Consider the following 23,004-nt stretch of genomic DNA (forward strand, 5'->3'; position numbering starts at 1 on the left):
CCCCCCTCGCCCCCCGCCCCCCCGGGGGGTGGCGCGCGGGGTGGGGCCGCTGCCCCCCCCCCCCCCCCCCCCCCCCCCCCGCCCCCCCCCCCCCCCCCCCCCCCCCCCCCCACCCCCGCCCCCCCCCCCCCCCCCCCCCGCGACTCGTGCGTTTCCGGCGTCCCGACTGTCCGGCATCGCGCCGATAACATTTCGCAAGCATCTTCCGACAAAAGGGTTGACGCTTCGCATAACGAGCCTTTACCATCGCCCCCGTCTGAATTACATGGAGTGTTCTGTGAACACCGATGCGAGTTGTAGTTGGTCCTCGACCAACTTGACTGCTGCCTGAGGAAACCGCGCAGAGCCTCGTCTTCTGCCGCATCCCGGGAAGCAGGATGCGGCGTCCTTCCGGCCTGACCGGCCAGAATCCCCCGCCGAATTTTTTCGATATCGCCGAATGTCCGCGCTGCGCAACCCTGCGTTGCAGCGTGCGTACGTTCGTGCTGCGCGCAGCGCAAGCTGCGTGCGTGTTCCGTTCGCGTGCCGTCCGGCCGCGCGCCCTCGTGCGTGCGTGGCTTCCGATCGCCCGTGCCGCCTACTCGCAACCGACAGGAGTGCAGATGAACTCGGACGACAGTAGTCGATTACCGCTCGCCGGTGCGACGCCGCGCATCGATCCTTCGGCCGCACTCCGCGCGCCGGCGAGCGTTCCCCCCTTCACCGATCCACAGCCGATCGCGCCTGACGCGATGCGGCGGGGAGCGCTCGTGCGTCGCTGACGTCACGGTCGCTCCCCGCCCGCCGCCTCGTGCGCAAGGAGCGACTCATGACACGACACAACACTTCGCAAACATCGCAAAAGAAACAGCGCGGCTTCATCAACGCCGGCCCCGGTCAGCAGAACGAACCGCGCAACATGCGCGCCGCGCAGGAAGCGGCCCGCCCGCTCGAAGAAACCTTCAAGTCGCTGCGCACCAGCACGCGCGGCCTCACCTACGACCAGGCCGCCGATCGCCTGCAGCACAACGGTCCGAACGAGATCGCGCACGACAAGCCGCCGCACTGGACGCGCCAGCTGCTGCACGCGTTCCACAATCCGTTCGTCTACGTGCTGCTGGTGCTGGCCACGATCAGCTTCTGCACCGACGTCTACTTCGCGGCGCCCGGCGATCGCGACTTCGTCGGGATGACGATCCTGCTGACGATGGTCACGATCAGCGCGCTGCTGCGCTTCGTGCAGGAATTCCGGTCGCTGCGCGCGGCCGAAAAGCTCAAGGCGATGGTCCGCACGACGGCGACCGTGCAGCGCGCGGTGACCGACGTGTCCGAGCCCGCGCGCCGCGAGGTGCCGATGCGTGAAGTGGTGGTCGGCGACATCGTGCACCTGTCGGCCGGCGACATGATCCCCGCCGACGTGCGCCTGCTCGCGTCGCGCGACCTGTTCATCAGCCAGGCCGTGCTGACCGGCGAAGCGCTGCCGGTCGAGAAATACGACACGCTCGGCGCGGTCGCCGGCAAGTCGGCCGGCGCAGGCGCGACGGGCTCGTCCGCCGCCGCGAACGATGCGTCGAAGTCGCTGCTCGATCTCGAGAACGTGTGCTTCATGGGCACCAATGTGGTGAGCGGCACCGCGACGGCCGTGGTCGTCGCGACCGGCGAAGACACCTACTTCGGTTCGCTCGCACGCAACGTCGTGAGCCACAAGCGCATCGAGACCAGCTTCGACCGCGGCGTCGCGAGCGTGAGCTGGCTGCTGATCAGGTTCATGTTCGTGATGGTGCCGATCGTGTTCATGATCAACGGCCTGACCAAGGGCGACTGGCTGAGCGCGCTCACGTTCGCGCTCGCGGTGGCCGTCGGCCTCACGCCCGAGATGCTGCCGATGATCGTCAGCGCGAACCTCGCGCGCGGCGCGATCGCGATGGCGCGTCGCAAGGTCGTCGTGAAGCGGCTGAACTCGGTGCAGAACTTCGGCGCGATGGACGTGCTGTGCACCGACAAGACCGGCACGCTCACGCAGGACAAGATCATCCTCGAGCACCATCTCGACCTGTCCGGCCACAAGAACGAGGACATCCTGCGGCTCGGTTGGCTGAACAGCTTTCATCAGAGCGGCCAGAAGAACCTGATCGACATCGCGGTGGTCGCGCGCGCCGACGAGATCGGCGAGCGCGTGAAGCCGCACGGCTACAAGAAGATCGACGAGCTGCCATTCGACTTCGTGCGGCGCCGCCTGTCGGTCGTGGTCGAGGACACGCACGGCACGCATCAGCTGATCTGCAAGGGCGCGGTCGAGGAAATGCTCGCGGTGTCGACCCACGTGCAGGACGAGGACGGCGTACGTCCGCTCGATTTCGTCGCACGCAAGCGGCTGCTCGAACAGGCGAACGCGTACAACGAAGACGGCTTCCGCGTGCTGGTGCTCGCGACGCGCACGATCCCGCGCGGCGACGAACTCGAACAATATCGCACCGCCGACGAGCGCGATCTCGTCGTGCGCGGCTTCCTGACCTTCCTCGATCCGCCGAAGGAATCGGCCGCGCCGGCGCTTGCCGCGCTGCGCGAGAACGGCGTGTCGGTGAAGGTGCTGACGGGCGACAACCCGACCGTCACGATGAAGGTCTGCCGCCAGGTCGGTCTCGAACCGGGCAAGCCGATGCTCGGCGCCGAAATCGAGGCGCTCGACGACGCGACGCTCGCCGAGGTCGTCGAACGCACGACGGTGTTCGCGAAGCTCACGCCGCTGCAGAAGGCGCGCATCGTGAAGGCGCTGCAGGCGAACGGCCACACGGTCGGCTTCCTCGGCGACGGCATCAACGACGCACCGGCGCTGCGCGACGCCGACGTCGGCATCTCGGTCGACAGCGGCGCCGACATCGCGAAGGAAACCGCCGACATCATCCTGCTCGAGAAGAGCCTGATGGTGCTCGAGGAAGGCGTGATCAAGGGCCGCGAGACGTTCGGCAACATCCTGAAGTACCTGAACATGACCGCCAGCTCGAACTTCGGCAACGTGTTCTCGGTGCTCGTCGCCAGCGCGTTCCTGCCGTGGGAGCCGATGCTCGCGACCCAGCTGCTCGTGTTGAACCTGATCTACGACACGTCGCAGATGCTGCTGCCGTGGGACAAGATGGATCCCGAGTTCCTGAAGAAGCCGCGCAAGTGGGAAGCCGGCAACATCGGCCGCTTCATGCTGTGGGTCGGGCCGACGTCGTCGGTGTTCGACATCACGACCTACGTGCTGATGTGGACCGTGTTCGGCGCGGGCGCGATGTATCACCTGCACGGCGGTTCGGGCGGCCAGATCGTGATGAACTCGGGCTGGTTCATCGAGAGCCTCGTGTCGCAGACGCTCGTCGTGCACCTGCTGCGCACGCAGAAGGTCCCGTTCCTGCAGAGCACGGCCGCGCTGCCGGTGCTGCTGTCGACGTTCACCGCGATCGCGATCGGCTGCTGGCTGCCGTTCTCGCCGTTCGCGGATTCGCTCGGCTTCATGCACCTGCCGGGCACCTACTGGCTGTGGCTCGCGGCGACGATGGTCGGCTACATCCTGCTCGCGCAGATCGTCAAGACGATCTATGTGCGTCGCTACAAGCAGTGGTTCTGATCGCCTCCGAAACGACGGCGTGCCGGCCCGCGCGGGCCGGCCGCCCACGACACGACAACGGTGACTTCATGAAAAGAATGCTTTCTCTCGCGGCCGCGAGCACCCTGCTCGCGCCGTTGTACGCGTACGCGGCCCATCCGCTCGTCAGCGACGACACGGGTACGCAGGGCAACGCGAACTGGCAGTTCGAGTTCAACGGCGAGCAAACCTCGAAACAGGACGAAAACGGCCGCCATCAATTGTGGAACGCAACGCTCACGCGCGGGTTCGGCGAGCACGTCGATCTCTACGTGAACGCGCCTTACACGCATCTGCAAACGCGCACCGACGACCACGGAGCAGGCATCGGCGATGTCGAGATCGGCATGAAGTGGCGCTTCGTCGAACGCGGGCCGCTGTCGCTTGCGCTGAAACCGCAGGTGACGATGCCGACCGGCAACGACGATCGCGGGCTCGGCACAGGCCGCGTCGGCACCGGCGCCACGCTGCTCGCGCAAGCCGACGTCGCGCGCTTCTCGCTGCTCGCGAATGCGGGCCTCGCGTACCAGCCGAACCGCCAGGGCGACCTGCGCTCGGTCTGGGCCGTGTCGGCCGCGGCGCTCTACAAGGCGACCGACAAGGTGCAGCTCGTGGCCGACATCGGCCTGTCGCGCAACACCGAGAGCACGGCCGGCGCGAATCCGGCGTTCGTGATCGCGGGCGCGATCTACTCGCCGAAGCCCTGGCTCGATCTCGACGTCGGCTACCGGCATGGGCTGAACGACCAGACCTACCGTCATTCCGTCATGGGTGGGGTGACGGCGCGGTGGTGATGTTGCATGTCGAACCGCAATATGACGGGTCGCCTTCGGGCGACCCGTTTTTTCATCCGCGGTCGTTCCCACCGAACAGTTGCGCGCACACGGCGCGCCCCTCTTCGGTCAAGGCGGCGCTGCCGGTGCCGTCGTCGTTCAGCGTCGTCGCGCTCAGGCCGGCGGCGTCGAGTTGCGTCAGCACGCGGCGCAGCGTGCTCATCGGCAATTGCGTGCGCTTCGCGATCTTCGGCAGCGACCACGTTTTGCCGGACGGATCGGTCGCGGCTTCATGCAGCGTCGCGAGCGTCGCAACGAGTGCGGGATCGAGCGGGGAGTCGTCGGGTTCTGAAGTCATCGGGTCGGGTTCGTGAGCCGGCGCCGGGCCGGCATTCGGGCGGAAGGCGATCGCGGACACTATACGCCCGGTCACGCGCCCTTGATCGCGGCGCGCATGAACGACACGAAACGCGTGGTCACGGGATCGTCGCGGCCGGACAGCCACGCGAGCCCGACGCGCCATTTCGCGTCCCTGCCGGCGAGCGGCAACACGGTCGCGTCGCGCAGCAGGTACTGCGCGTGCGACGGAATGAACGCGACGCCGACCCCGGCCGCGACCGACGTGAGCACCGATTGCACGTCCTCCGCCTGCTGCGTGACCTGCGGCACGAAGCGCCGCCCGACGCACCACCGGTCGATCTGCGCGGCGAGCCCGGGGCCGCGTGCGCGCTGCAGCGCGATGAAGCCGATCTCGTTGAGCACGTCGAGATCGGCCGGCACGCGCTTGAAGCCGAGGTGCGGCGGCACCGCGAGCGCGAGCGCCTCGTCGATCACCTTGAACGACGACAAGCCTTCATCCGACGGCAAGCGCAGGAACCCCGCGTCGAGCTTGCCCGCGCGCATCCGGCGGGTTTGCTCGGACGACGACAGGTCGCTCAACGTGACCGCGACACCCGGATTGCTGCGCCGGAATTCCGCGACGAGTTTCGGCACGAGCGTCAGCACGGACAGGCAGATGCCGAGCCGCAGATGGCCGCGCTGCCCGCTGGTCGCCTCCCGTGCACGCGCGAGGATTTCGTCGGCATCGCGCACGAGCGCCTGTGCGTCGGGCAGGAAGCGTTCACCGAACGGCGTCAGCTCCGCGCCATGCCTGCCGCGTTCGAACAGCTTGCCGCCGAGGCTCGCCTCGAGCGCGCCGATCTGCTTGCTCAGCGCCGGCTGGCTCATGTGCAGCGTGTCGGCCGCGCGGCTGAAATGGCTGAGTTCGGTGACCGTCAGGAAGGTTCGGAGCAGTTTCAATTCCATTCTTTAAAGGAATCGTAGCGATCGAAACATTCATTTTACTGATCGAACCGCGTGGCGTTCAATACGGGCATGCCCTTCACGGAATTCACTGTCATGCCTGTTGATCATCTAGCCGAGTGCCTGACCGATATGTCGTGCGATACGGTCGTCGCCGACACGGGCGGTGTCGAGCCCGACACGCCGATGCCCGAGCGTCGTACCGCACGCTCCGACGGACGCGGCCGCCGCTTCCGCTTCGGCGATGCGCTGGACGACACGCCGCCGCGTGTCGTCACCGGTTCGATCGCGATCAGCTTCGCGGTCGTGTCGCGGCGGAACTGGCCGCGCTGATTCGACGCAGCGGGCGCCTTTTGCCCGCCGCACGCGTTCGGCGCTTCACAAAAGCCTCGACATTCCGCCCGGATCGCACACGATTGCGCGCACATCCATCGTCATCGCCACACAATCGACCTTATAATTTCCTGCACCCGCTGACCGCCCACGCATTTCGCGCCGCCGCAACGCGCGTGAAAAGGAGACTCTCGCTTGACCGGCCTCATCGCGCGCCTGCCTCGCGCCCGGACCACCCTGCTCATCGCCCTCTCGTTCCTGACACTTGCGTTCGCAACGAACGCGACGGCGCAGCGTGCGCAGCCGCATCGCACGGCGACGCCCCATGCGCATGCGAAAGTCGTCAAGAAACAACCCGCCCACCGCAAGCACAAGGCCGTCAAGCACCGCCGCCCGCGCGTGACGCATCATGCAGTCAAGCGTCACGCGGCGCCCGCACCGCAGCACCGGCGCGCGAAACGCACGAACGCGGTTCGCCCGCGCCCCGCCGCGCAGCCGCGCCTGCTCGCGAGCTGCGGCTACAGCCCGCGAGCGGTGAGCTCGCTACATTCGCGCGCGGCCTACGTGCTCGACGTCGACTCCGGCACACCACTGCTCGCCCGCAACGCACGCACGGTGCGGCCGATCGCGTCGATCTCGAAGCTGATGACCGCCGTCGTCGCACGCGACGCGGACCGGCCGATGAACGGCGTGCTGCGCGTCACCTCTCGCGATCGCGACACGATCAAGTTCACCGGTTCGCGGCTGCCGATCGGCGCCGAACTGTCGCGCCGCCAGATGTTCCATATCGCGCTGATGTCGTCGGAAAATCGCGCGGCCGCCGCGCTGAGCCGCGACTATCCGGGCGGCCGTGCCGCGTTCGTTAAGGCGATGAACCGCGAGGCGCGCCGGCTCGGGATGCGCGATACGCATTTCCGCGAACCGACCGGCCTGTCGCCGCACAACGTGTCGACCGCCGAGGATCTCGCGCGGCTCGTCGGCGCGGCCGCGCAGGATCCGCTGATCCGCTATTTCTCGACGGACACGTCGACCACCGTGCAGGCCGGCGACGGCGAGCTGCTGTACGTGAACTCCGATCCGCTCGTGCGTAACGGTCGCCTGCCGATCCGACTGCAGAAAACCGGCTTCATCAACGAATCTGGGCACGGCGTCGTGATGCGCATGCGCGTGAAGGGCCGCCGCGAAACGGTCGTGCTGCTCGGCGCACCGACGCGCGCCGGCGTGTCGAGCGATGCGCTGAAGATCCATCGCTGGCTGACCTGCTCGATCCGGTAAACGCGACGCGCGCGGCCGGCACATTCATCCACGAAGGAGCGATGCCATGCAGGACGAGTACCGTTTCAACGCGTTCGGACGCCTGCTCGCCGTCGTGCGCTCAAACGGCCGCTGGGCGGTGTTCGATCTCGGCACCGAAGGCAAGCGGCGACCGGCCAACCTGCACGTTCCGTCCGCGCTCGCCGCGGACGAACTCGCGCAATATCTCGGCGACCTGCTGCACGAAAATGCGTCGCCGAAGTACAACGACGTCGTGCCGGTTCCGTTGCCGCGCCGCGCGTAGCGTCCGGCCGCACACTGCCCACCGTCCGACAATCGGCGGTTGCCGAGCCGCCGCCCGCTGTTCCTCTCCCGGCCTCGCCGGCGCATCGTGCGTCGGTGCGCGGTGCGTCGTACGTCATGCGCCGTGCATCGCGAACGCCCGCCAAACTAGACAGCTAAACTTGCAAGTTTAACTGTCGTGTTCTATGATCCGCCGCATGACTCCGCCACGCACACCCCGCATTTCCGCCGACACCGTCGCCGCCGACTTGACCCTCGCGGTCGGCCAGCTGATTCGACGGCTGCGCGCCGAGATCGAATCCGAAGGGCTCGGCATGTCGCAGACGAGTGCGCTCGCGCGGCTCGAACGACAGGGCCCCATGACGACCGCCGATCTCGCGCGCGCCGAGGCGATGAAGCCGCAGTCGATGAAGGCCATTCTCGCGGGTCTCGAGGAAGACGGGCTCGTCGAACGCGAGCCGCATCCGACCGACGGCCGCCAGATCCTGTTCCTGCTGACCGCGGCCGGCCTGGCTGCACGGCGCAAGCGCAACACCGCGAAGCACAAGTGGCTTGGCGCCGCGATCGAGAAGCTCGACGCCGAAGACATCCGCACACTCGCCGCCGCGATTCCGCTGATCCGGCGCATCGGCGAGCAGTGATCCCGCGTGCGTGCCGCGCGGCATTCGTACGGCACGTGCCCCTTCTCCCCATGCACGGAGCATCCGCATCATGAGCACAACCCGTCTCGACACGCATACGGCACTCGTCGTCATCGACCTGCAAAAGGGCATCGTCGCGCTGCCCACCGCCCACCCGGTCGCACCGGTGATCGAGCGCACGCGCGAACTGCTCGACGCCTTCCGCAGCCGCGGCCTGCCGGTCGTGCTCGTCAACGTCGCCGGCGGCGCACCGGGCCGGACACAACTGCCGCCGCGCAAGGATCCGTTCCCGGCCGACTGGGCCGAGCTCCTGCCCGAACTGAACCGCCAGCCGGGCGACCACGCCGTGACGAAGAAGACCTGGGGCGCATTCACCGGCACCGATCTCGACGCGTACCTGAAGGCGGCCGGCGTCACGCAGATCGTGCTGGCCGGCATCGCGACGAGCATCGGCATCGAATCGACGGCCCGACAGGCGCACGAACTCGGCTATAACGTGACGCTCGCGGTCGATGCGATGACCGACCTCAACGCGGACGCGCACACGAACAGCGTCGAACGGCTGTTCCCGCGGCTCGGCGAGACGGGCTCGGCGCACGAGATCGTCGCGCTGCTCGACCGGCGCGGCGCGTGAACGACCAACGCGCGCGGCCGGCGCCGGGCCGTGCGGCCGAACGGCTCGGTCCGTCGATCTGGAAAGTCAGCGCGGTCGCGACGCTCGGCTCGCTGCTGTCGCAGCTCGACGCGACGATCGTCAACGTCTCGCTGTCGAGCCTCGCGACCGATCTGCACGCGAGCCTGTCGACGATCCAGTGGGTGACGAGCGGCTACCTGCTCGCGCTCACGCTGGTGTTGCCGCTGAACGGCTGGCTGGTCGATCGCATCGGCGCGAAGGCGCTGTACCTGTGGTGTTTCTCCGCTTTCACGCTGACGTCGGCGCTGTGCGGGCTCGCGTGGTCCGCGCCGTCGCTGATCGCGTTCCGCGTGCTGCAAGGCGTCAGCGGCGGGCTGCTCGCGCCGATGGCGCAGATGATGATCGCGCGCGTGGCCGGCCAGCAGATGGCGCGCGTGATCGGCTATGCGGCGGTACCCGTGCTGATCGCACCGATCCTGGGGCCGGTCGTCGCCGGTACGATCCTGCAGTACGCGTCGTGGCGCTGGCTGTTTCTCGTGAACCTGCCGGTCGGCGCGCTGGCGCTGGCACTGGCCGTGTGGTTCCTGCCCGGCGACCGCGAGGAAACGCAGCGGCGCGAACTCGACTGGGTCGGCCTCGCGCTGCTGTCGCCGGCGCTCGTGCTGTTCCTGTATGGCGCGGAGCGCATCGACGCGGTGCCCGGCATCGCCGCGATCGCGGGCTCGGTGCTGCTGCTCGCCGCGTTCCTGCGCGTCCAGCTGCGCAAAGGCGAGCGGGCGCTAATCGACCTCGCGCTGTTTCGCTCGCGCGTGTTCGGCGCGGCGGCGGCCACGCAGTTTCTGTCGAACGGCGCGATCTACGCGGGCCAGATGCTGATTCCGGTGTTCCTGATCGAGGCGTGCGGCCGCTCGCCCGGCGAGATGGGCTGGCTGCTGGCGCCGCTCGGGCTCGGCATGCTCGTCACCTATCCGTCGATGGGCGCGCTGACCAGCCGGTTCGGCGTGCGCCGGCTGGCCGCCGCCGGCGCGCTGCTGGCGCTCGCCGCGACGCTGCCGTTCGTGTATCTCGCGCTGGCCGGCTACGATCCCGCCGTGCTGGTGCCCGCGCTGTTTCTGCGCGGGATGGGCCAGAGCGCGATCGGCGCGCCGTCGATTTCCGCCGCGTATGCGTCGGTCGAGCGGCACAACCTGCCGATGGCGACGACGTCGCTCAATATCGTCCAGCGCCTCGGCGGCCCGACGTTCACGACGATGTGCACGCTGTTTCTCGCGTGGCGGCTGCAGGCCGAATCCGCGTCGACGGGCGGCACGCACGGGGCCGCCTACGCGTGGACGTTCGGCCTGCTTTGCGCACTGCATGCGGCGAGCTTCGCGACGACACTGCGGCTGCCGCGATGGTCGAGCGGCGCGGGCGGACGGCCCGCGGGGGCCGCGCGGGACGGTTCTCGCTGAGTGTCGCGGCTGCGCCGTGCGCGCAGCGCCGCTGCTACAGCCACATCGGCACGATCGACGCCGCGAGCAGGATCCCCAAGCCCGCATTCACGCAGCGCCACTGCCGCTCCGTACGGAGCACGCGCGCGAACAGCAGCCCGGCACAACACCAGAGCGACAGCGACGCCATCGCCGCCACGCCGAACGCCAGCCCGAGCAACGCGCCGAGCCGCACGGGGCCGGACGCGAGCGCGGCGAACGACGCGGCCGCGCCGAGCGTCATCGCCCAGCCCTTCGGGTTATGCCACAGCATCCATACGCCGCTGACGAATCCTTGCGGCCGCTGCACGGCCGCGTCGACACCGGGCTTGCCGCCGCGCGCGATGCGCGTGGCCAGCCACAGCAGATACAGCGAGCCGAGCACCTTCATCCCGAGCTGCAGCGCGGGCAGGGCCAGCAACACGCTGCCGAGCCCGGCCGCGGCGGCGGCGGCCATCGATGCCAGGCCGGCCGCGATGCCCGTCATCATCGGCAGCGAACGCCGATAGCCGAAATGCGCGCCCGATGCGGTTGCGAGGGTCGTCGCGCCACCCGGTGTCACCGTGGACACGATCACGAACAACAGCAGCGGCAAATAGTCTTGAAGCGGCACACGGGCTCCCGGTTCGGGTCGTCGAAGCTCCGTTTTACCCGCGCTCCGTGCATTACGACAGCGAAAGCTTTTTATGCCAGTCATTAGCATTCATAATGCGAACCATGACACGCAACCTCGACATCGCCCTGCTTCGCGCCTTCGTCACGGTCGCCGATCACGGCAGCATGACGTCGGCGAGCCGCGCGCTGCACCTGACGCAAGGCGCGGTCAGCCAGCAGGTCGCGCGGCTCGAAACGCTGTCCGGCCCGCTGTTCGTGCGCGAGCATCGCAACCTGCTGCTCACGGCGGACGGCGAGCGTCTGCTCGCGCAGGCGCGCCGGCTGCTCGCCGCGCACGACGCACTGCTGACCGAGCTGACGGCCGGTGCGATGGAAGGCGCTGTGCGCATCGGCGCGCCGCAGGATCTCGTCGGCAGCTGTCTCGCGCCGATCCTGAAAGGCTATGCGCACGCGCATCCGCAAGTCGCGCTGTCGCTCGTGTGCGCGGCGTCGCCCGCACTGCGCAAGGCGCTGAGGCAAGGCGAGATCGATGTCGCGCTGATCGAGGCGCCGGTCGGGCCGTCGCGCGGCGAATGCATCGCCGTCGACCGTCTGGTGTGGGTCGGCGCGAAAGGCGGGAGCGCCCATCTGCAGACGCCGCTGCCCGTGTCGATGGTCGACCAGACCTGCGCGTTCCGCCCGACCGTGCTCGACGCGCTACGGGCCTGCGATCGCGCGTGGCGCACCGTGTTCGAGAACGGCAGCATCGACGCGACGGCCGCGACCGTGCGCTCCGATCTCGCGGTGACCGTCTGGCTCGCGTCCACCGTGCCGGCCGATCTCGACATTCTGCCGGCCGACAGCGGCCTGCCCGCCCTGCCGAACTTCGCGATCAACCTGCATCTGCCGCGCGGCCAGCACGCGCCGGCCGCGGCGGAACTGGCCCGCCATTTGCGCAACGGCTTCGCGCGCGTGCGCGCAGCCGCTTAGCGGTGAAGCTTCCCGCGTTCCACTTCCCGCGTTCCGCCTCCCGCCTCCCGCGTTCCCCCAGCTTTCCGCCTTCCGCCTTCCACCTTCCAATTTCCGCTACGTGACCCCCGGCTCCTGCTGCGCCGGCGTCACGCCCGCCGCTTCCAGCGCCTGGTGCAGTGTCGGGAAAATGCACGACGCGCCGACGATCTCCGTGATCCGGTGGCGCTCCATATCGGCGAGCAGGTAGCGGTTCACGCGCCCGAACAGCACGCCGATCCGGCGCGCGTGCAACGCCTTGACGAGATCGGTGATCGTCCGCGCGGCGGAGTAATCGAGATCGGTGATCGCGCCCGCGTCGACGATGAACCAGCGCAGCGGTACCGGCGACGCGTCGACGAGTTCGGTCACTTCGGCGGCGAACCGATGGTCGTTCGCGAAGAACAGGTCGGAGCCGAACCGGTAGACGATCAGCCCCGGCGCCGTCATCGCGCCCGGCCGGGCCGGCACCGGCAGCCACCGCCCGTTGCCGTCGGCGGCTTCGAGCACCATCGTGTGCGGCTGATAGCTGTGGCGCACGTGCCGCATCAGCGACAGCGCGACGGCCAGCAGGATCCCGTGCTCGACGCCGACCGTCACGACGGCCGCGGCGGTGACGAGCGCGAGCGTGAATTCGCCAGGGCTTTCCCTGCGGATCGCCGCGAGGCTGCGCACGTCGATCAGCCCGAGCGCGATCGTGAACACGATGCCGGCCAGCACCGCATGCGGCAGGTACTGCAGATACGCACTCAGGAACAGCAGCACCGCCGCGACGACCGCGGCGAACGCCAGATGCCCGATCTGGCTGCGCACGCCCGCGCCGTCGGCCATCGCGGTCTGCGTCGGGCTGCCGTTGACGACGAACGCGCCGCCCACCGCCGCCGCCGCGTTCGCGGCCGCGAGCCCGAGGATGTCGGCGTTGGTGTCGACGTCCTCGCCGTACTGCTGCGCGAACACGCGGGCCGCCGCCGCGCTCTGCGCGATGATCATCACGAAGCACGACGCGGCGACCGGCACGAGATCGAGGAACTGCTGCCACGTGACGGACGGCCAGCGCAGCGGCGGCAAGCCGCCCGCGACGGGCCCGAGCACGGCGATGCCTTGCGCGGCGAAGCCGAAGCAGTCGCTCGCGGCGATGCTGCCCGCCACCGCGATCATCGGCATCGGCATGCGCGGCACAAAGCGCTTGCACGCGAGAATCGCGACGACGACGAGCGCCGCGAGCGCGAGCGTCGGCCGATGCGCGTGGATCGCATGCGTGACGACGTAGTCGAGCTGGGCGACGCTGCGCGATGCCGGATACGGCACGGACAAGCCGAGCATGTCGCCGAGCATCGCGATCGACACCTGCACGCCGACGCCGGCCAGGAAGCCGACCAGCACCGTGCGCGACAGGAAATCGGCGAGAAAGCCGAGCTTGAAGAGGCGCGCGAGCAGCAGCATCGCGGCGGTCAGCAGCGCGACCATGCCGGCCAGCGCGACGTACTCGGCGCTGCCCGCCGGCGCCATCGACGACAGGCGGCTCGCGAAAATGGTCGCGGTCGCGGAGTCGGCGGCGACCACCAGATGGCGCGACGCGCCGAAGCACGCGAACGCGATCAGCGGCAGGAACACGGTATAGAGGCCCGTCACGGCCGGCATGCCGGCGATGCGCGCATAGCCGAGCACCTGCGGGATATCCATCGACGCGAGCGAGATGCCCGCGAACACGTCGCGGATCGCCGACGCGCGCCGAACCGGCAGAATGCCCTTCAGCAGCCGCACGCGTGACGGCTGGCTTTCGTTGGAATCTTGCATGCGTGAAATGCGTGGTTGACCGGAACGACGTGGAAGCGGGGTTCGCGAAGCCGTTCGCGCATCGTGCCCCGAGCGGGCGATGCGTGGCAAGTGCACAGTATGTTGCGCGGCGTGAACACACTGACTCAAGGACTCAAGGACTCGAGGAAAATCCGCGCAACGGCGAGAATGTTGAGGAGCCCTGCGTCACGCATTCGCGGCATCCGGCCGGAACCCGATGGCACAATCACGGTCCCTTTCATGTGCCCTTCACCGGGCGCGCGCCGCGTCGCGGTACAGATTCAACGCACGAGAAGGCCCCTGTCCACCCTTATGACCCTGAACGAATCCTGGTTTGCGCCGCTCGTCGGCATCCTCATCCTGCTCGCCGCCGCCGGCGCGATCGCCGCCGCCGTCCATTTCCTGCTGTTCCGCGTGGTCGCGCGCCTCGCGCGGCTGTCGGCCACCCGCATCGACGACGCGCTGTTCGAGTTCGGCGCATTCAAGTGGCTGAACCGCATCGTGCCGTTCGTCGTGATCAAGCTCGGGCTCGGCGCGGTGCCCGGCATTCCCGCCGTGGCCGCGCAGGCTGCCGACAAGGTGCTGTTCGCGCTGATCGTGTTCCTGGTGTCGATGACGATCAGCGCGACGCTGTCCGCGCTCGAACACTCGCATCGCACGAGCCGGCGCGACCAGCCGCGCCTGTCGCTGAAAGGCGCGATGCAGCTCGTCAAGCTCGTGATGTTCATCACGGCCGCGCTCGTCGTGATCGGCGACGCGACCGGCAAGCAGATCGGCCTGCTGCTGTCGGGCATCGGCGCGATGTCGGCGGTGCTGATGCTGATCTTCAAGGACACGCTGCTCGGCCTCGTCGCCGGCGTGCAGCTGTCGTCGAACGACATGCTGCGGATCGGCGACTGGATCACGATGCCGTCGGCCGGCGCGGACGGCACCGTCATCGACATCACGCTGAACACGGTCAAGGTCGCGAACTTCGATCACACGATCATCACGGTGCCGACCTGGAAGCTGATCACCGAGAGCTACCAGAACTGGCGCGGGATGACCGAGGCCGGCGGCCGCCGCATCAAGCGCGCGCTGTTCATCGACGCGACGAGCGTGCGCTTTCTCGGCAACGACGAGATCGAACGGCTCGAACGCCTGACGCTGCTGAAGGACTACCTGGCAGACAAGGTCGACGCGATCGCGCAATGGAACGGCACGCTCGGCGCGGCCGGCGAATGCCCGGCGAACCGCCGCCAGCTGACGAATCTCGGCACCTTCCGCGCGTACGTCGCGAACTACCTGAAGGGCCATCCGCACATTCGCCGCGACATGACGTGCATGGCGCGCCAGCTGCCGCTGACGGCCGAAGGCATTCCGCTCGAACTGTACTGCTTCACCGACACGACGACCTGGGTCGATTACGAGGCGATCCAGTCCGACCTGTTCGATCACCTGATCGCGGTGCTGCCGGAGTTCGGGCTGCGTGTGTACCAGCATCCGTCGGGCTTCGACATGCGCCGGATGGTCGACACGGCGCAAGCCGGACTGCCCGCGCCGTCCGCGCGGTGACGCTTGCCTGCGCGGCCGGCAATGCGGTGTGTCGCGGCGGGCGCCGCGCCGCTCACCGCCCCGCGCACTCGGACGCGAGCCGCCCCACCACCTTCAGCGCCTCCTCGATCTGCCGCGACCACGGATAGCTGTAGTTGAGCCGGATGAAGTGCCGATAATCGGCGGTTGCCGAGAACATGTGGCCGGGCCCGATCGTGATCCCTTGCGCGAGCGCGAGCGCATACAGCTTCATCGCATCGACCTGCCGCGGCAGCTCGACCCACAGCACGTACCCGCCCTGCGGCTGCGACAACCGCGTGCCTTCCGGGAAGAAGCGCCGCACCATCGCGCTCATCAGGCTCGCCTGCTGCGCATACTGCTTGCGCATCCGCCGCAGATGAAAATCGTAGCCGTCGTGCTTCAGGTATTCGGCAATCGCGAGCTGCTCGATCGCGGGCGTCGCGAGCGTGTTCAGGAATTTCAGTTTCTCGACCTGGTCGCGGTAGCGGCCGGGCATCGCCCAGCCGATCCGGTAGCGCGGCGACAGGCTCTTCGTGAACGATGCGCAATGCAGCACGAGCCCGTCGCGGTCGTACGACTTCAGCGCGCTCGGCGTCGTGTCGCCGAAATGCAGCTCGTGATAGACGTCGTTCTCGATCGCGGGCACGCCGTGCTTCGCGAGCAGCTCGACGAGCGCGCGCTTGCGTGCATCGGGCATCTGGAAGCCGAGCGGATTCTGGAAATTCGGCATCACCATGCACGCGGCGATGCGCTCGCGCGCGAGGATCCGTTCGAGCGCGTCGAGATCGATGCCGTCGCCCGGATGGGTCGCCACCTCCAGCGCGCGCATGCCCATCCGCTCGATCGCGTGCAGCATCGCGTAGAACGTCGGCGACTCCACCGCGATCGTGTCGCCCGGTTTCGCGACCGCCTGCAGGCACAGGTTGATCGCCTCGGTCGCGCCGATCGTCATCACGATCTCGCCCGGCTCGACCGGAATTCCGCGCTCCGCGTAGCGCCGCGCGATCTGGCGGATCAGCTCCGGGTTGCCGGGCGGCAGGTCGTCGATCACGCCCCAGCGCGTGCGGCGCCGCCCGATCGTCTGCGCGTAGCGTGCGAGACGCTGCACCGGGAACTGCGACGCATCGGGATACGGCGAGCCGAGCGGCACCGCGTCGTCGCGCGAGATCGTGCGCAACGTCGACAGCACGAGCCGGCTCACGTCCACCGCCGACGGCTCGGCCGCCGGCGCCGACATGTGCAGCTCTGCCTCGGCCGGCGCCGTGGCGCGCGCCCGCACGAAGTAGCCCGACTGCGGCCGGCTCTCGATCAGGCCGCGGCTCTCCAGCACGAGGTACGCGCGCAGCACGGTCGTGACGCTGAGCTGCTGCTGCCGGCTCGCCTGGCGCACCGACGGAATCCGCTCGCCGGGCCGGTACACGCCGCGCTCGATCTGCGCCTGCAGATCGTCGGCCAGTTGTTCATAACGCTTCACGCGCCTCCCTTTCAACTTCCCTTCAACAACACAGTTGCGGTTCGCACTGCCCGGATGGCCGAAACTGTACTCTTTTTTGAAGATGAAAGGTGTACACACAGCGGCCGGAGCGCCGCGCGTACTCTGCGTGCATCGCCCCTGACACCCTGCATCATGAAAAAGAAATCCGCCGCCGCGCGCATCGAACCGTACACCCACCCGGCTGCCGGCTGGGGCGCGCTGAAAGCCGTCACGATCAACCTGATCAAGGAAAAGGTCACCGGCGGCAACTACCGCACGCTGCTGCGCCAGAACCAGCCGGACGGCTTCGACTGCCCGGGTTGCGCGTGGCCGGACCGCCAGCACGCATCGACGTTCGAATTCTGCGAAAACGGCGTGAAGGCCGTGGCCGCCGAAGCGACGAGCAAGCGCGTGACGCCCGAATTCTTCGCCGCGCATACGGTCACCGAGCTGCTCGAACAGTCGGATTTCGAGCTCGAACAACACGGCCGCCTGACCGACCCGATGGTGTACGACGCGCAGACCGACCGCTACGTGCCGATCGCGTGGGACGACGCGTTCGAGCTGATCGCGCGCCACCTGCGCGCGCTGCCGGACCCGAACCAGGCCGCGTTCTACACGTCCGGCCGCGCGAGCAACGAGGCGGCGTTCCTGTACCAGTTGCTGGTGCGGCTGTACGGTACGAACAACTTCCCCGACTGCTCGAACATGTGCCACGAGGCGACGAGCCGCGGGCTGCCGGCGTCGGTCGGCGTCGGCAAGGGCACCGTCACGCTCGACGATTTCGAGCACGCGGACATGCTGCTGATCTTCGGCCAGAACCCGGCGACCAACCATCCGCGGATGATGGGCGAGCTGCGCGAATGCGCGAAGCGCGGCGCGACGATCGTGTCGATCAACCCGCTGAAGGAACGCGGGCTCGAGCGTTTCGCCGATCCGCAAAGCCCGCTCGAGATGCTGACGATGTCGGGCACGAAGATCGCGTCGACCTTCATCCAGCCGACGATCGGCGGCGATTTCGCGCTGATCAAGGGGATGGCGAAGCGCGTGCTGGAGCTCGACGATGCCGCGCGCGCCGCCGGCGCGCCGCGCGTGCTCGACACCGCGTTCATCGACGAGCACACGGCCGGCTTCGACGCGTTCGCCGACGATCTGCGCAATGAAAGCTGGTCCGCGCTGACGGCCGAAAGCGGCGTGCCGTACGAGCAGATCGACGGCCTTGCGCAGCGCTACGCGCGCAGCGAGCGCGTGATCGCGACGTGGGGCATGGGCATCACGCAGCACAAGCATTCGGTCGCGACCGTGCAGATGCTGACGAACCTGATGCTGATGCGCGGCAACATCGGCCGCCCCGGCGCGGGCCTGTGCCCGGTGCGCGGCCACTCGAACGTGCAGGGCAACCGCACGGTCGGGATCGAGGAAAAGCCGTCGCAGGCGTTCCTCGACCGGCTCGGCCACGTGTTCGACTTCGAGCCGCCGCGTCACCACGGCTACGACGTCGTCGAAACCATCGAAGGGATGCTCGAAGGCCACGTGAAGGTGCTGATCGGCCTCGGCGGCAACTTCGCGATGGCGACGCCCGACACGCCGCGCACGTGGGCAGGCATGCGCCGCTGCGATCTCTCCGTGCACATCACGACGAAGCTGAACCGCAGCCACCTGATCCACGGCCGCGACGCGCTGATCCTGCCGACGCTCGGCCGCACCGAGATCGACCTGCAGGACAACGTCGCGCAGGGCGTGACGGTCGAGGATTCGATGAGCATGGTCCACGTGTCGTACGGGATGAACAAGCCGGCGTCAGCGAACCTGATGTCGGAACCGGCGATCGTCGCGCACATGGGCCACGCGCTGTTCGGCAGCGGCAAGATCGACTGGCTCGCGTACAAGGACGACTACGCGAAGATCCGCGACGCGATCGAGGCGACGCTCGACGGCTTCTACGACTACAACACGCGTATCGCGCGGCCGGGCGGCTTCCACCTGCGCGTCGCGTCGCGCGATCGCGAATGGCTGACGCCGACGGGCAAGGCGAACTTCATCGCGCATGCGCTGCCGACCGACACGCCGATCCAGCGCGCCCGCGCACTGCACGGCGAGCGCCTGATGACGCTGATGACGACGCGCTCGCACGACCAGTACAACACGACCGTCTACGGGCTCGACGACCGCTATCGCGGCGTGTATGGCCAGCGCCGCGTGGTGTTCGTCAACCGCGACGACCTCGCGATGCTCGGCCTGAAGGCCGGCGACCGGGTCGACATGGAAACCGTGTGGCACGACGGCATCGAGCGGCGCGCGGACGGCTTCCTGCTCGTCGAATACGACATCCCGCGCGGCTGCATCGGCGCGTACTACCCGGAAACGAACCCGCTGGTGCCGCTCGACAGCGTCGGCGACGTGTGCAACACGCCGACGTCGAAGTCGGTGCCGGTGCTGCTGCATCGCGCGGCCGCGCCGGCGTCGGCTGCCGCCTGACGGAGCGCCGCGATGATCGTCCGGCCGCGCGAGCACTGGCTGCGGATGCTGCTCGTCTGGAACGGGTCGGTGCTGCCGACCATCCTGCCGCAGTTGGTGCTGACGCTCGCGATCAGCCTCGTCGCGGTGTGGGGCGGCGGCCGCGTGCTCGGCGAGAAGGTGCCGCTGAACCCGACGCCGTTCACGCTGATCGGTCTCACGCTCGCGATCTTCGCGGGGTTTCGCAACAACGCGAGCTACGAACGCTATCGCGAGGGCCGGCAGCTGTGGGGTGGCGTGCTGACCGCCACGCGCACGCTGGTGTCCCAGGCGCTCTGCTACGGCGCGGTCGACGGCGACGATGCCTCACGGCAGGCGTTCGTGCGCAAGGTCGTCGCGTTCGTCTATGCGCTGAAGCATCAGCTGCGCGGCACCGCTCCGGCGCCGGACCTGCGCACGCTGCTCGACGACGCGACCTATGCGCGCATCGTCGCCGCCCGGTTTGCGCCGATCGCGATCGTTCATGAACTGCGCGAAGCCTTCGCCGCGCGCGCCGATGCGGGCCGTCTCGCCGACACGCGGCTGTGGATGCTCGACGCGCGCCTCGACGATCTGGTGTCGATGGTGAGCGGCTGCGAGCGCATCGCGTCGACCCCGATCCCGTTCTCGTACGACGTGCTGCTGCACCGGACCATCTATGCGTACTGCGTGCTGCTGCCGTTCGGTCTCGTCGATTCGATCGGCGCGGCGACGCCGTTCGTCACCGTGTTCGTCGCCTATACGCTGATCGCGCTCGACGCGATCGCGCATGCGATCGCGGAGCCGTTCGGCGACGGGCCGAACCACCTCGCGCTCGATGCGATGACGCGCACGATCGAGCGCACGCTGCTCGAACTGAACCGCGAGCCGCTGCCGGCGGAGGTGACGCCCGGCCCGGCGTATCGGCTCACCTGACGGGCCGATACGGCCGACGCGCTGTAATAATCACTTGCAAGCGATACAGCCGGAAACGTCAACAGCCGGGGCCCGCACAGCGTTTTTTCGACAAGCGCGCACGTTTCGTGACGCGCAACGACAGGAGAAAACGTCATGCGAGCCCTTACCCGCCATCTCGCGATCGCCGCCACCCTGATGTCGGTGCTGACCGGCACCGCGTTCGCCGAAACGCCGTGGCAGCAGGCGCATCCGCGCCGCGAGGAGGTCAACCAGCGTCTCGCCAACCAGAATCGCCGGATCCGTCACGAAGTGAAGGAAGGCGAGATGTCGCACGCCCGGGCCGCGCGCCTGCACCGTGACGACCGCAGGATCCGCCGGGAAGAGCGGGACATGGCCGCGCAGGATCGCGGCCACATTACGCAGAGCGAAAAGCACGTGCTGAACCAGCAGGAAAATGCGGTCAGCCACAAGATCGGCCAATAACGCCGGCAAACGTCGATTCGCCATCGCTTGAAACGCCCGCTGCCGCCGCGCGACAGCGGGCGCTTGTTGTTGTATCGAATCGTTTCAGCCGGCCGTTCGTGTCAAGTGCCGCGGGTATACTCCGACGTCAGCCGCCGCCCGTATCGACCGTCAAAAACGGCACGATTGCGGCGGTTTCGTCGCGAAGCTTCGCGTTTCGCGTACCCCGCGCCCCAGCCTCGACACGAGACACACGACGATTCCGATCATGAAACGATTCCTGCTGCTCATTCCCGCCGCCCTGCTCGCCGCCTGCGGTTCCGCGCCCTCGTCCGACTCGGCCGCGTCCGGCCCGGCGCCGATGATCTACGTGTCGTCGGCGCGTCCGGCCCACGCGATCGCCAACTGCCTCGACAGCCGCCTGTCCGGTACCGAGCAATCGCAGCACAACGGCGTGACCGACATCACCGTCGGCTCGCGCTCGTACTTCGTCACGCTCACGCCGTCGGGCCACGGTTCGGTCGTCAAGGTCGTGCGCGGCTCGGGCAGCGAGCCGGCCGAGGAAGCGATGCGCTTCGCGATCGCGCGCTGCGTGATCTGACCGCCGCCGCTGCCGGGCACCGCGCCCGGCACGCAAGCCGCTTCCCCCGGGCGCCGTTCCGCGCGCCCGTCGAATTTTTTCATCCGGGCGGCCGTCGATGAGAGAATCGCACCACGATTCCCTTTCCACGGAGCCCGCATGAAGCACCTGCTGTCCCGGCTGTTCGTCAGCGCCGCGCTCGTCGCGCTTGTTCCGGCGCTGCCGGCGCAGGCCGCGACGCCGCCCGGCATTTTCGTCGTCGCCACCCAGCTCGGCGAATTCACGACCCTCGATCCGAGCGAGATCTACGAGCTCGTGCCGTCCGAGTACGTCGCGAACACCTACGAACGGCTCGTGCGGGTCGACCTGAAGGACCCGACGCGCTTCGACGGGCAGATCGCGCAATCCTGGACGGTCGGCGCCGACGGGCTCACCTATACGTTCAAGCTGCGCCCCGGCCTCGCGTTCCACTCCGGCAACCCGGTCACCGCCGACGACGTCGCATGGTCGCTGCAGCGCACCGTCCTGCTCGACAAGGGCCCGGCCGGCGTGCTCGCCGATCTCGGCCTCACGAAAACGAACGTGATGCAGAAGGTGCGCGCGGTCGACCCGCAGACCTTCGTGCTCGAAACCGACCGCAAGTACGCGCCGAGCTTCGTGCTCAACGTGCTGAGCGCGTGCCCGGCGTCGGTGCTCGACAAGAAGCTGCTGATGTCGCACCAGCAGGGCAACGATTTCGGCAGCGGCTGGCTGAAGACCAACGACGCGGGCTCGGGCCCGTACCAGCTCGCCAAGTGGACGCCGAACGAAAGCATCGTGTTGCAGCGTTTCGACAAGTACCGCGCGCCGTACCCGATGAAACGCGTCGTGCTGCGCCACGTGCCCGAGGCATCCGCGCAGCGGCTGCTGCTGGAAAACGGCGACGTCGACGCCGCGCGCAACCTGAGCCCCGACAGCCTCGCCGCGCTGACCAAGGCCGGCAAGATCAAGGTCGCGTCGTGGCCGGTGTCCGCGCTGCTGTACCTGAGCCTGAACACGAAGAACCCGAATCTCGCGAAGCCCGAGGTCCAGCAGGCGATGAAGTGGCTGGTCGACTACGACGGCATCCAGCGCAACATCGTCAGCACGACCTACAAGGTCCACGAGACCTTCCTGCCCGAAGGCTTCCTCGGCACGCTGAATGCGAACCCGTACAAGCTGAACGTCGCGAAGGCGAAGGCGCTGCTCGCGAAGGCCGGCCTGGCGAACGGCTTCGACGTGACGATGGACATGCCGAACGATTATCCGTACCTCGAGATCGCGCAGGCGCTGCAGGCCAACTTCGCGCAAGGCGGCATCCGCGTGAAGCTGATCCCGGGCGATGCGAAGCAGGCGATCGGCAAGTACCGTGCGCGCCAGCACGACATCTTCATCGGCGAATGGTCGCCCGACTACATGGACCCGAACAGCAATGCGCGCGGCTTCGCCTGGAATCCGGACAATTCCGACCAGTCGAAGACGAAGATGCTCGCGTGGCGCAACAGCTGGGACATCCCGCAACTGACGAAGGACACCGAGGCCGCGCTGGTCGAGCCGTCGCCCGCGAAGCGCGCGCAGCGTTACGAGGCGCTGCAGAAGGCCGTGCTCGCGAACTCGCCGTTCATCATCATGTTCGAGAAGGTCGTGCAGGTCGCGACGCGCCCCGGCACGACCGGGCCGGAGATCGGCCCGATCAACGACCTCGTGTCGTACCGGACGCTGGCGAAATAAGGCCGGCTGCCCGCGCGACCGGCAACGCCGGCGCGCGGGCGCATCCGTCATCCAATACGCTTCGCTCGGGGACTACA

At 68.2% G+C, this 23,004-nt stretch carries 20 protein-coding genes; 15 read left to right on the top strand and 5 right to left on the bottom strand.

The window, feature by feature from the left end:
• The first annotated feature begins 808 nt into the window (after positions 1–808).
• Entirely contained in the window at positions 809–3,589 is a 2,781-nt protein-coding gene (gene mgtA / locus DID98_RS09415; RefSeq protein ID WP_124570618.1) for a magnesium-translocating P-type ATPase, read from the top strand.
• Positions 3,590–3,657: 68 nt separating this feature from the next.
• The gene (locus DID98_RS09420) at positions 3,658–4,401 is read left to right on the top strand and encodes a transporter (RefSeq protein ID WP_124570619.1); all 744 of its coding nucleotides are present in this window, start codon (positions 3,658–3,660) and stop codon (positions 4,399–4,401) included.
• 52 nt (positions 4,402–4,453) lie between these two features.
• Here the strand turns inward: DID98_RS09420 and DID98_RS09425 are convergent, their stop codons facing one another.
• Positions 4,454–4,738, bottom strand: coding sequence for a transcriptional regulator (locus DID98_RS09425; protein ID WP_044843344.1), 285 nt, complete (start codon positions 4,736–4,738; stop codon positions 4,454–4,456).
• Positions 4,739–4,809: 71 nt separating this feature from the next.
• Positions 4,810–5,685: a LysR family transcriptional regulator gene (locus tag DID98_RS09430; RefSeq protein ID WP_124570620.1), complete on the bottom strand. Its 876-nt coding sequence runs from the start codon at positions 5,683–5,685 to the stop codon at positions 4,810–4,812.
• Positions 5,686–5,778: 93 nt separating this feature from the next.
• On the opposite strand from DID98_RS09430, the gene DID98_RS09435 reads away from it, so the two are divergent.
• The 6 genes from DID98_RS09435 (at position 5,779) to DID98_RS09460 (ending at position 10,298) form a co-directional block, all read left to right on the top strand.
• The gene (locus DID98_RS09435) at positions 5,779–6,015 is read left to right on the top strand and encodes a hypothetical protein (protein WP_185500292.1); all 237 of its coding nucleotides are present in this window, start codon (positions 5,779–5,781) and stop codon (positions 6,013–6,015) included.
• Between the two features lie 195 nt (positions 6,016–6,210).
• A complete protein-coding gene (locus DID98_RS09440; protein ID WP_124570622.1) occupies positions 6,211–7,290 on the top strand; it encodes a serine hydrolase in 1,080 nt (359 codons plus the stop codon).
• Between the two features lie 46 nt (positions 7,291–7,336).
• Positions 7,337–7,573, top strand: a complete 237-nt coding sequence (locus DID98_RS09445) for a hypothetical protein (protein ID WP_124570623.1) — start codon at positions 7,337–7,339, stop codon at positions 7,571–7,573.
• A 184-nt stretch (positions 7,574–7,757) separates the two neighbouring features.
• A complete protein-coding gene (locus DID98_RS09450) occupies positions 7,758–8,213 on the top strand; it encodes a MarR family winged helix-turn-helix transcriptional regulator (RefSeq protein WP_124489628.1) in 456 nt (151 codons plus the stop codon).
• 70 nt (positions 8,214–8,283) lie between these two features.
• Positions 8,284–8,847: a cysteine hydrolase gene (locus DID98_RS09455; protein ID WP_124570624.1), complete on the top strand. Its 564-nt coding sequence runs from the start codon at positions 8,284–8,286 to the stop codon at positions 8,845–8,847.
• A complete protein-coding gene (locus tag DID98_RS09460; protein ID WP_124570625.1) occupies positions 8,844–10,298 on the top strand; it encodes a DHA2 family efflux MFS transporter permease subunit in 1,455 nt (484 codons plus the stop codon). Before DID98_RS09455 ends, DID98_RS09460 begins: the two co-directional genes overlap by 4 nt.
• A gap of 34 nt (positions 10,299–10,332) precedes the next feature.
• Here DID98_RS09460 and DID98_RS09465 read toward each other — a convergent pair whose 3' ends face one another.
• Complete coding sequence (locus DID98_RS09465) at positions 10,333–10,929, bottom strand: LysE family translocator (RefSeq protein ID WP_124489625.1); 597 nt, start codon at positions 10,927–10,929, stop codon at positions 10,333–10,335.
• A gap of 95 nt (positions 10,930–11,024) precedes the next feature.
• Between DID98_RS09465 and DID98_RS09470 the strand changes: the two genes are divergently transcribed.
• Complete coding sequence (locus DID98_RS09470) at positions 11,025–11,900, top strand: LysR substrate-binding domain-containing protein (RefSeq protein ID WP_124570626.1); 876 nt, start codon at positions 11,025–11,027, stop codon at positions 11,898–11,900.
• Between the two features lie 96 nt (positions 11,901–11,996).
• Here DID98_RS09470 and DID98_RS09475 read toward each other — a convergent pair whose 3' ends face one another.
• Positions 11,997–13,715, bottom strand: coding sequence for a SulP family inorganic anion transporter (locus DID98_RS09475; RefSeq protein WP_124570627.1), 1,719 nt, complete (start codon positions 13,713–13,715; stop codon positions 11,997–11,999).
• Between the two features lie 312 nt (positions 13,716–14,027).
• On the opposite strand from DID98_RS09475, the gene DID98_RS09480 reads away from it, so the two are divergent.
• Positions 14,028–15,269, top strand: coding sequence for a mechanosensitive ion channel family protein (locus DID98_RS09480; protein ID WP_044843259.1), 1,242 nt, complete (start codon positions 14,028–14,030; stop codon positions 15,267–15,269).
• Between the two features lie 52 nt (positions 15,270–15,321).
• Here the strand turns inward: DID98_RS09480 and DID98_RS09485 are convergent, their stop codons facing one another.
• Positions 15,322–16,743 carry a PLP-dependent aminotransferase family protein gene (locus DID98_RS09485; RefSeq protein WP_124489623.1) on the bottom strand — a complete coding sequence of 474 codons (1,422 nt, stop codon included), beginning with the start codon at positions 16,741–16,743 and terminating at the stop codon, positions 15,322–15,324.
• Positions 16,744–16,896: 153 nt separating this feature from the next.
• On the opposite strand from DID98_RS09485, the gene DID98_RS09495 reads away from it, so the two are divergent.
• From DID98_RS09495 to DID98_RS09515, 5 genes are all read left to right on the top strand, one after another.
• Positions 16,897–19,221: an FdhF/YdeP family oxidoreductase gene (locus tag DID98_RS09495; RefSeq protein WP_124489622.1), complete on the top strand. Its 2,325-nt coding sequence runs from the start codon at positions 16,897–16,899 to the stop codon at positions 19,219–19,221.
• Between the two features lie 12 nt (positions 19,222–19,233).
• On the top strand, positions 19,234–20,154 hold the full coding sequence (locus tag DID98_RS09500; protein ID WP_124570628.1) for a bestrophin family protein: 921 nt from the start codon (positions 19,234–19,236) through the stop codon (positions 20,152–20,154).
• 135 nt (positions 20,155–20,289) lie between these two features.
• Positions 20,290–20,619 (top strand): hypothetical protein, encoded by a 330-nt coding sequence (locus DID98_RS09505; protein WP_044843255.1) that lies wholly within the window; start codon positions 20,290–20,292, stop codon positions 20,617–20,619.
• A 247-nt stretch (positions 20,620–20,866) separates the two neighbouring features.
• Positions 20,867–21,199 carry a sugar ABC transporter ATPase gene (locus tag DID98_RS09510; protein WP_124520953.1) on the top strand — a complete coding sequence of 111 codons (333 nt, stop codon included), beginning with the start codon at positions 20,867–20,869 and terminating at the stop codon, positions 21,197–21,199.
• 138 nt (positions 21,200–21,337) lie between these two features.
• Complete coding sequence (locus DID98_RS09515; protein WP_124520684.1) at positions 21,338–22,927, top strand: ABC transporter substrate-binding protein; 1,590 nt, start codon at positions 21,338–21,340, stop codon at positions 22,925–22,927.
• Positions 22,928–23,004 lie beyond the last annotated feature (77 nt).

Origin of the sequence: Burkholderia sp. Bp8984 (assembly GCF_003853755.1) — a bacterium.
GTDB lineage: Bacteria > Pseudomonadota > Gammaproteobacteria > Burkholderiales > Burkholderiaceae > Burkholderia.

Coding starts and splice junctions, on each gene's coding strand:
- DID98_RS09435 (WP_185500292.1), top strand. CDS start 5,779: ATGCCTGTTGATCATCTAGCCGAGTGCCTGACCGATATGTCGTGCGAT.
- DID98_RS09500 (WP_124570628.1), top strand. CDS start 19,234: ATGATCGTCCGGCCGCGCGAGCACTGGCTGCGGATGCTGCTCGTCTGG.
- DID98_RS09495 (WP_124489622.1), top strand. CDS start 16,897: ATGAAAAAGAAATCCGCCGCCGCGCGCATCGAACCGTACACCCACCCG.
- DID98_RS09450 (WP_124489628.1), top strand. CDS start 7,758: ATGATCCGCCGCATGACTCCGCCACGCACACCCCGCATTTCCGCCGAC.
- DID98_RS09470 (WP_124570626.1), top strand. CDS start 11,025: ATGCGAACCATGACACGCAACCTCGACATCGCCCTGCTTCGCGCCTTC.
- DID98_RS09475 (WP_124570627.1), bottom strand. CDS start 13,715: ATGCAAGATTCCAACGAAAGCCAGCCGTCACGCGTGCGGCTGCTGAAG.
- DID98_RS09455 (WP_124570624.1), top strand. CDS start 8,284: ATGAGCACAACCCGTCTCGACACGCATACGGCACTCGTCGTCATCGAC.
- DID98_RS09430 (WP_124570620.1), bottom strand. CDS start 5,685: ATGGAATTGAAACTGCTCCGAACCTTCCTGACGGTCACCGAACTCAGC.
- DID98_RS09510 (WP_124520953.1), top strand. CDS start 20,867: ATGAAACGATTCCTGCTGCTCATTCCCGCCGCCCTGCTCGCCGCCTGC.
- DID98_RS09420 (WP_124570619.1), top strand. CDS start 3,658: ATGAAAAGAATGCTTTCTCTCGCGGCCGCGAGCACCCTGCTCGCGCCG.
- mgtA (WP_124570618.1), top strand. CDS start 809: ATGACACGACACAACACTTCGCAAACATCGCAAAAGAAACAGCGCGGC.
- DID98_RS09425 (WP_044843344.1), bottom strand. CDS start 4,738: ATGACTTCAGAACCCGACGACTCCCCGCTCGATCCCGCACTCGTTGCG.
- DID98_RS09445 (WP_124570623.1), top strand. CDS start 7,337: ATGCAGGACGAGTACCGTTTCAACGCGTTCGGACGCCTGCTCGCCGTC.
- DID98_RS09505 (WP_044843255.1), top strand. CDS start 20,290: ATGCGAGCCCTTACCCGCCATCTCGCGATCGCCGCCACCCTGATGTCG.
- DID98_RS09515 (WP_124520684.1), top strand. CDS start 21,338: ATGAAGCACCTGCTGTCCCGGCTGTTCGTCAGCGCCGCGCTCGTCGCG.
- DID98_RS09480 (WP_044843259.1), top strand. CDS start 14,028: ATGACCCTGAACGAATCCTGGTTTGCGCCGCTCGTCGGCATCCTCATC.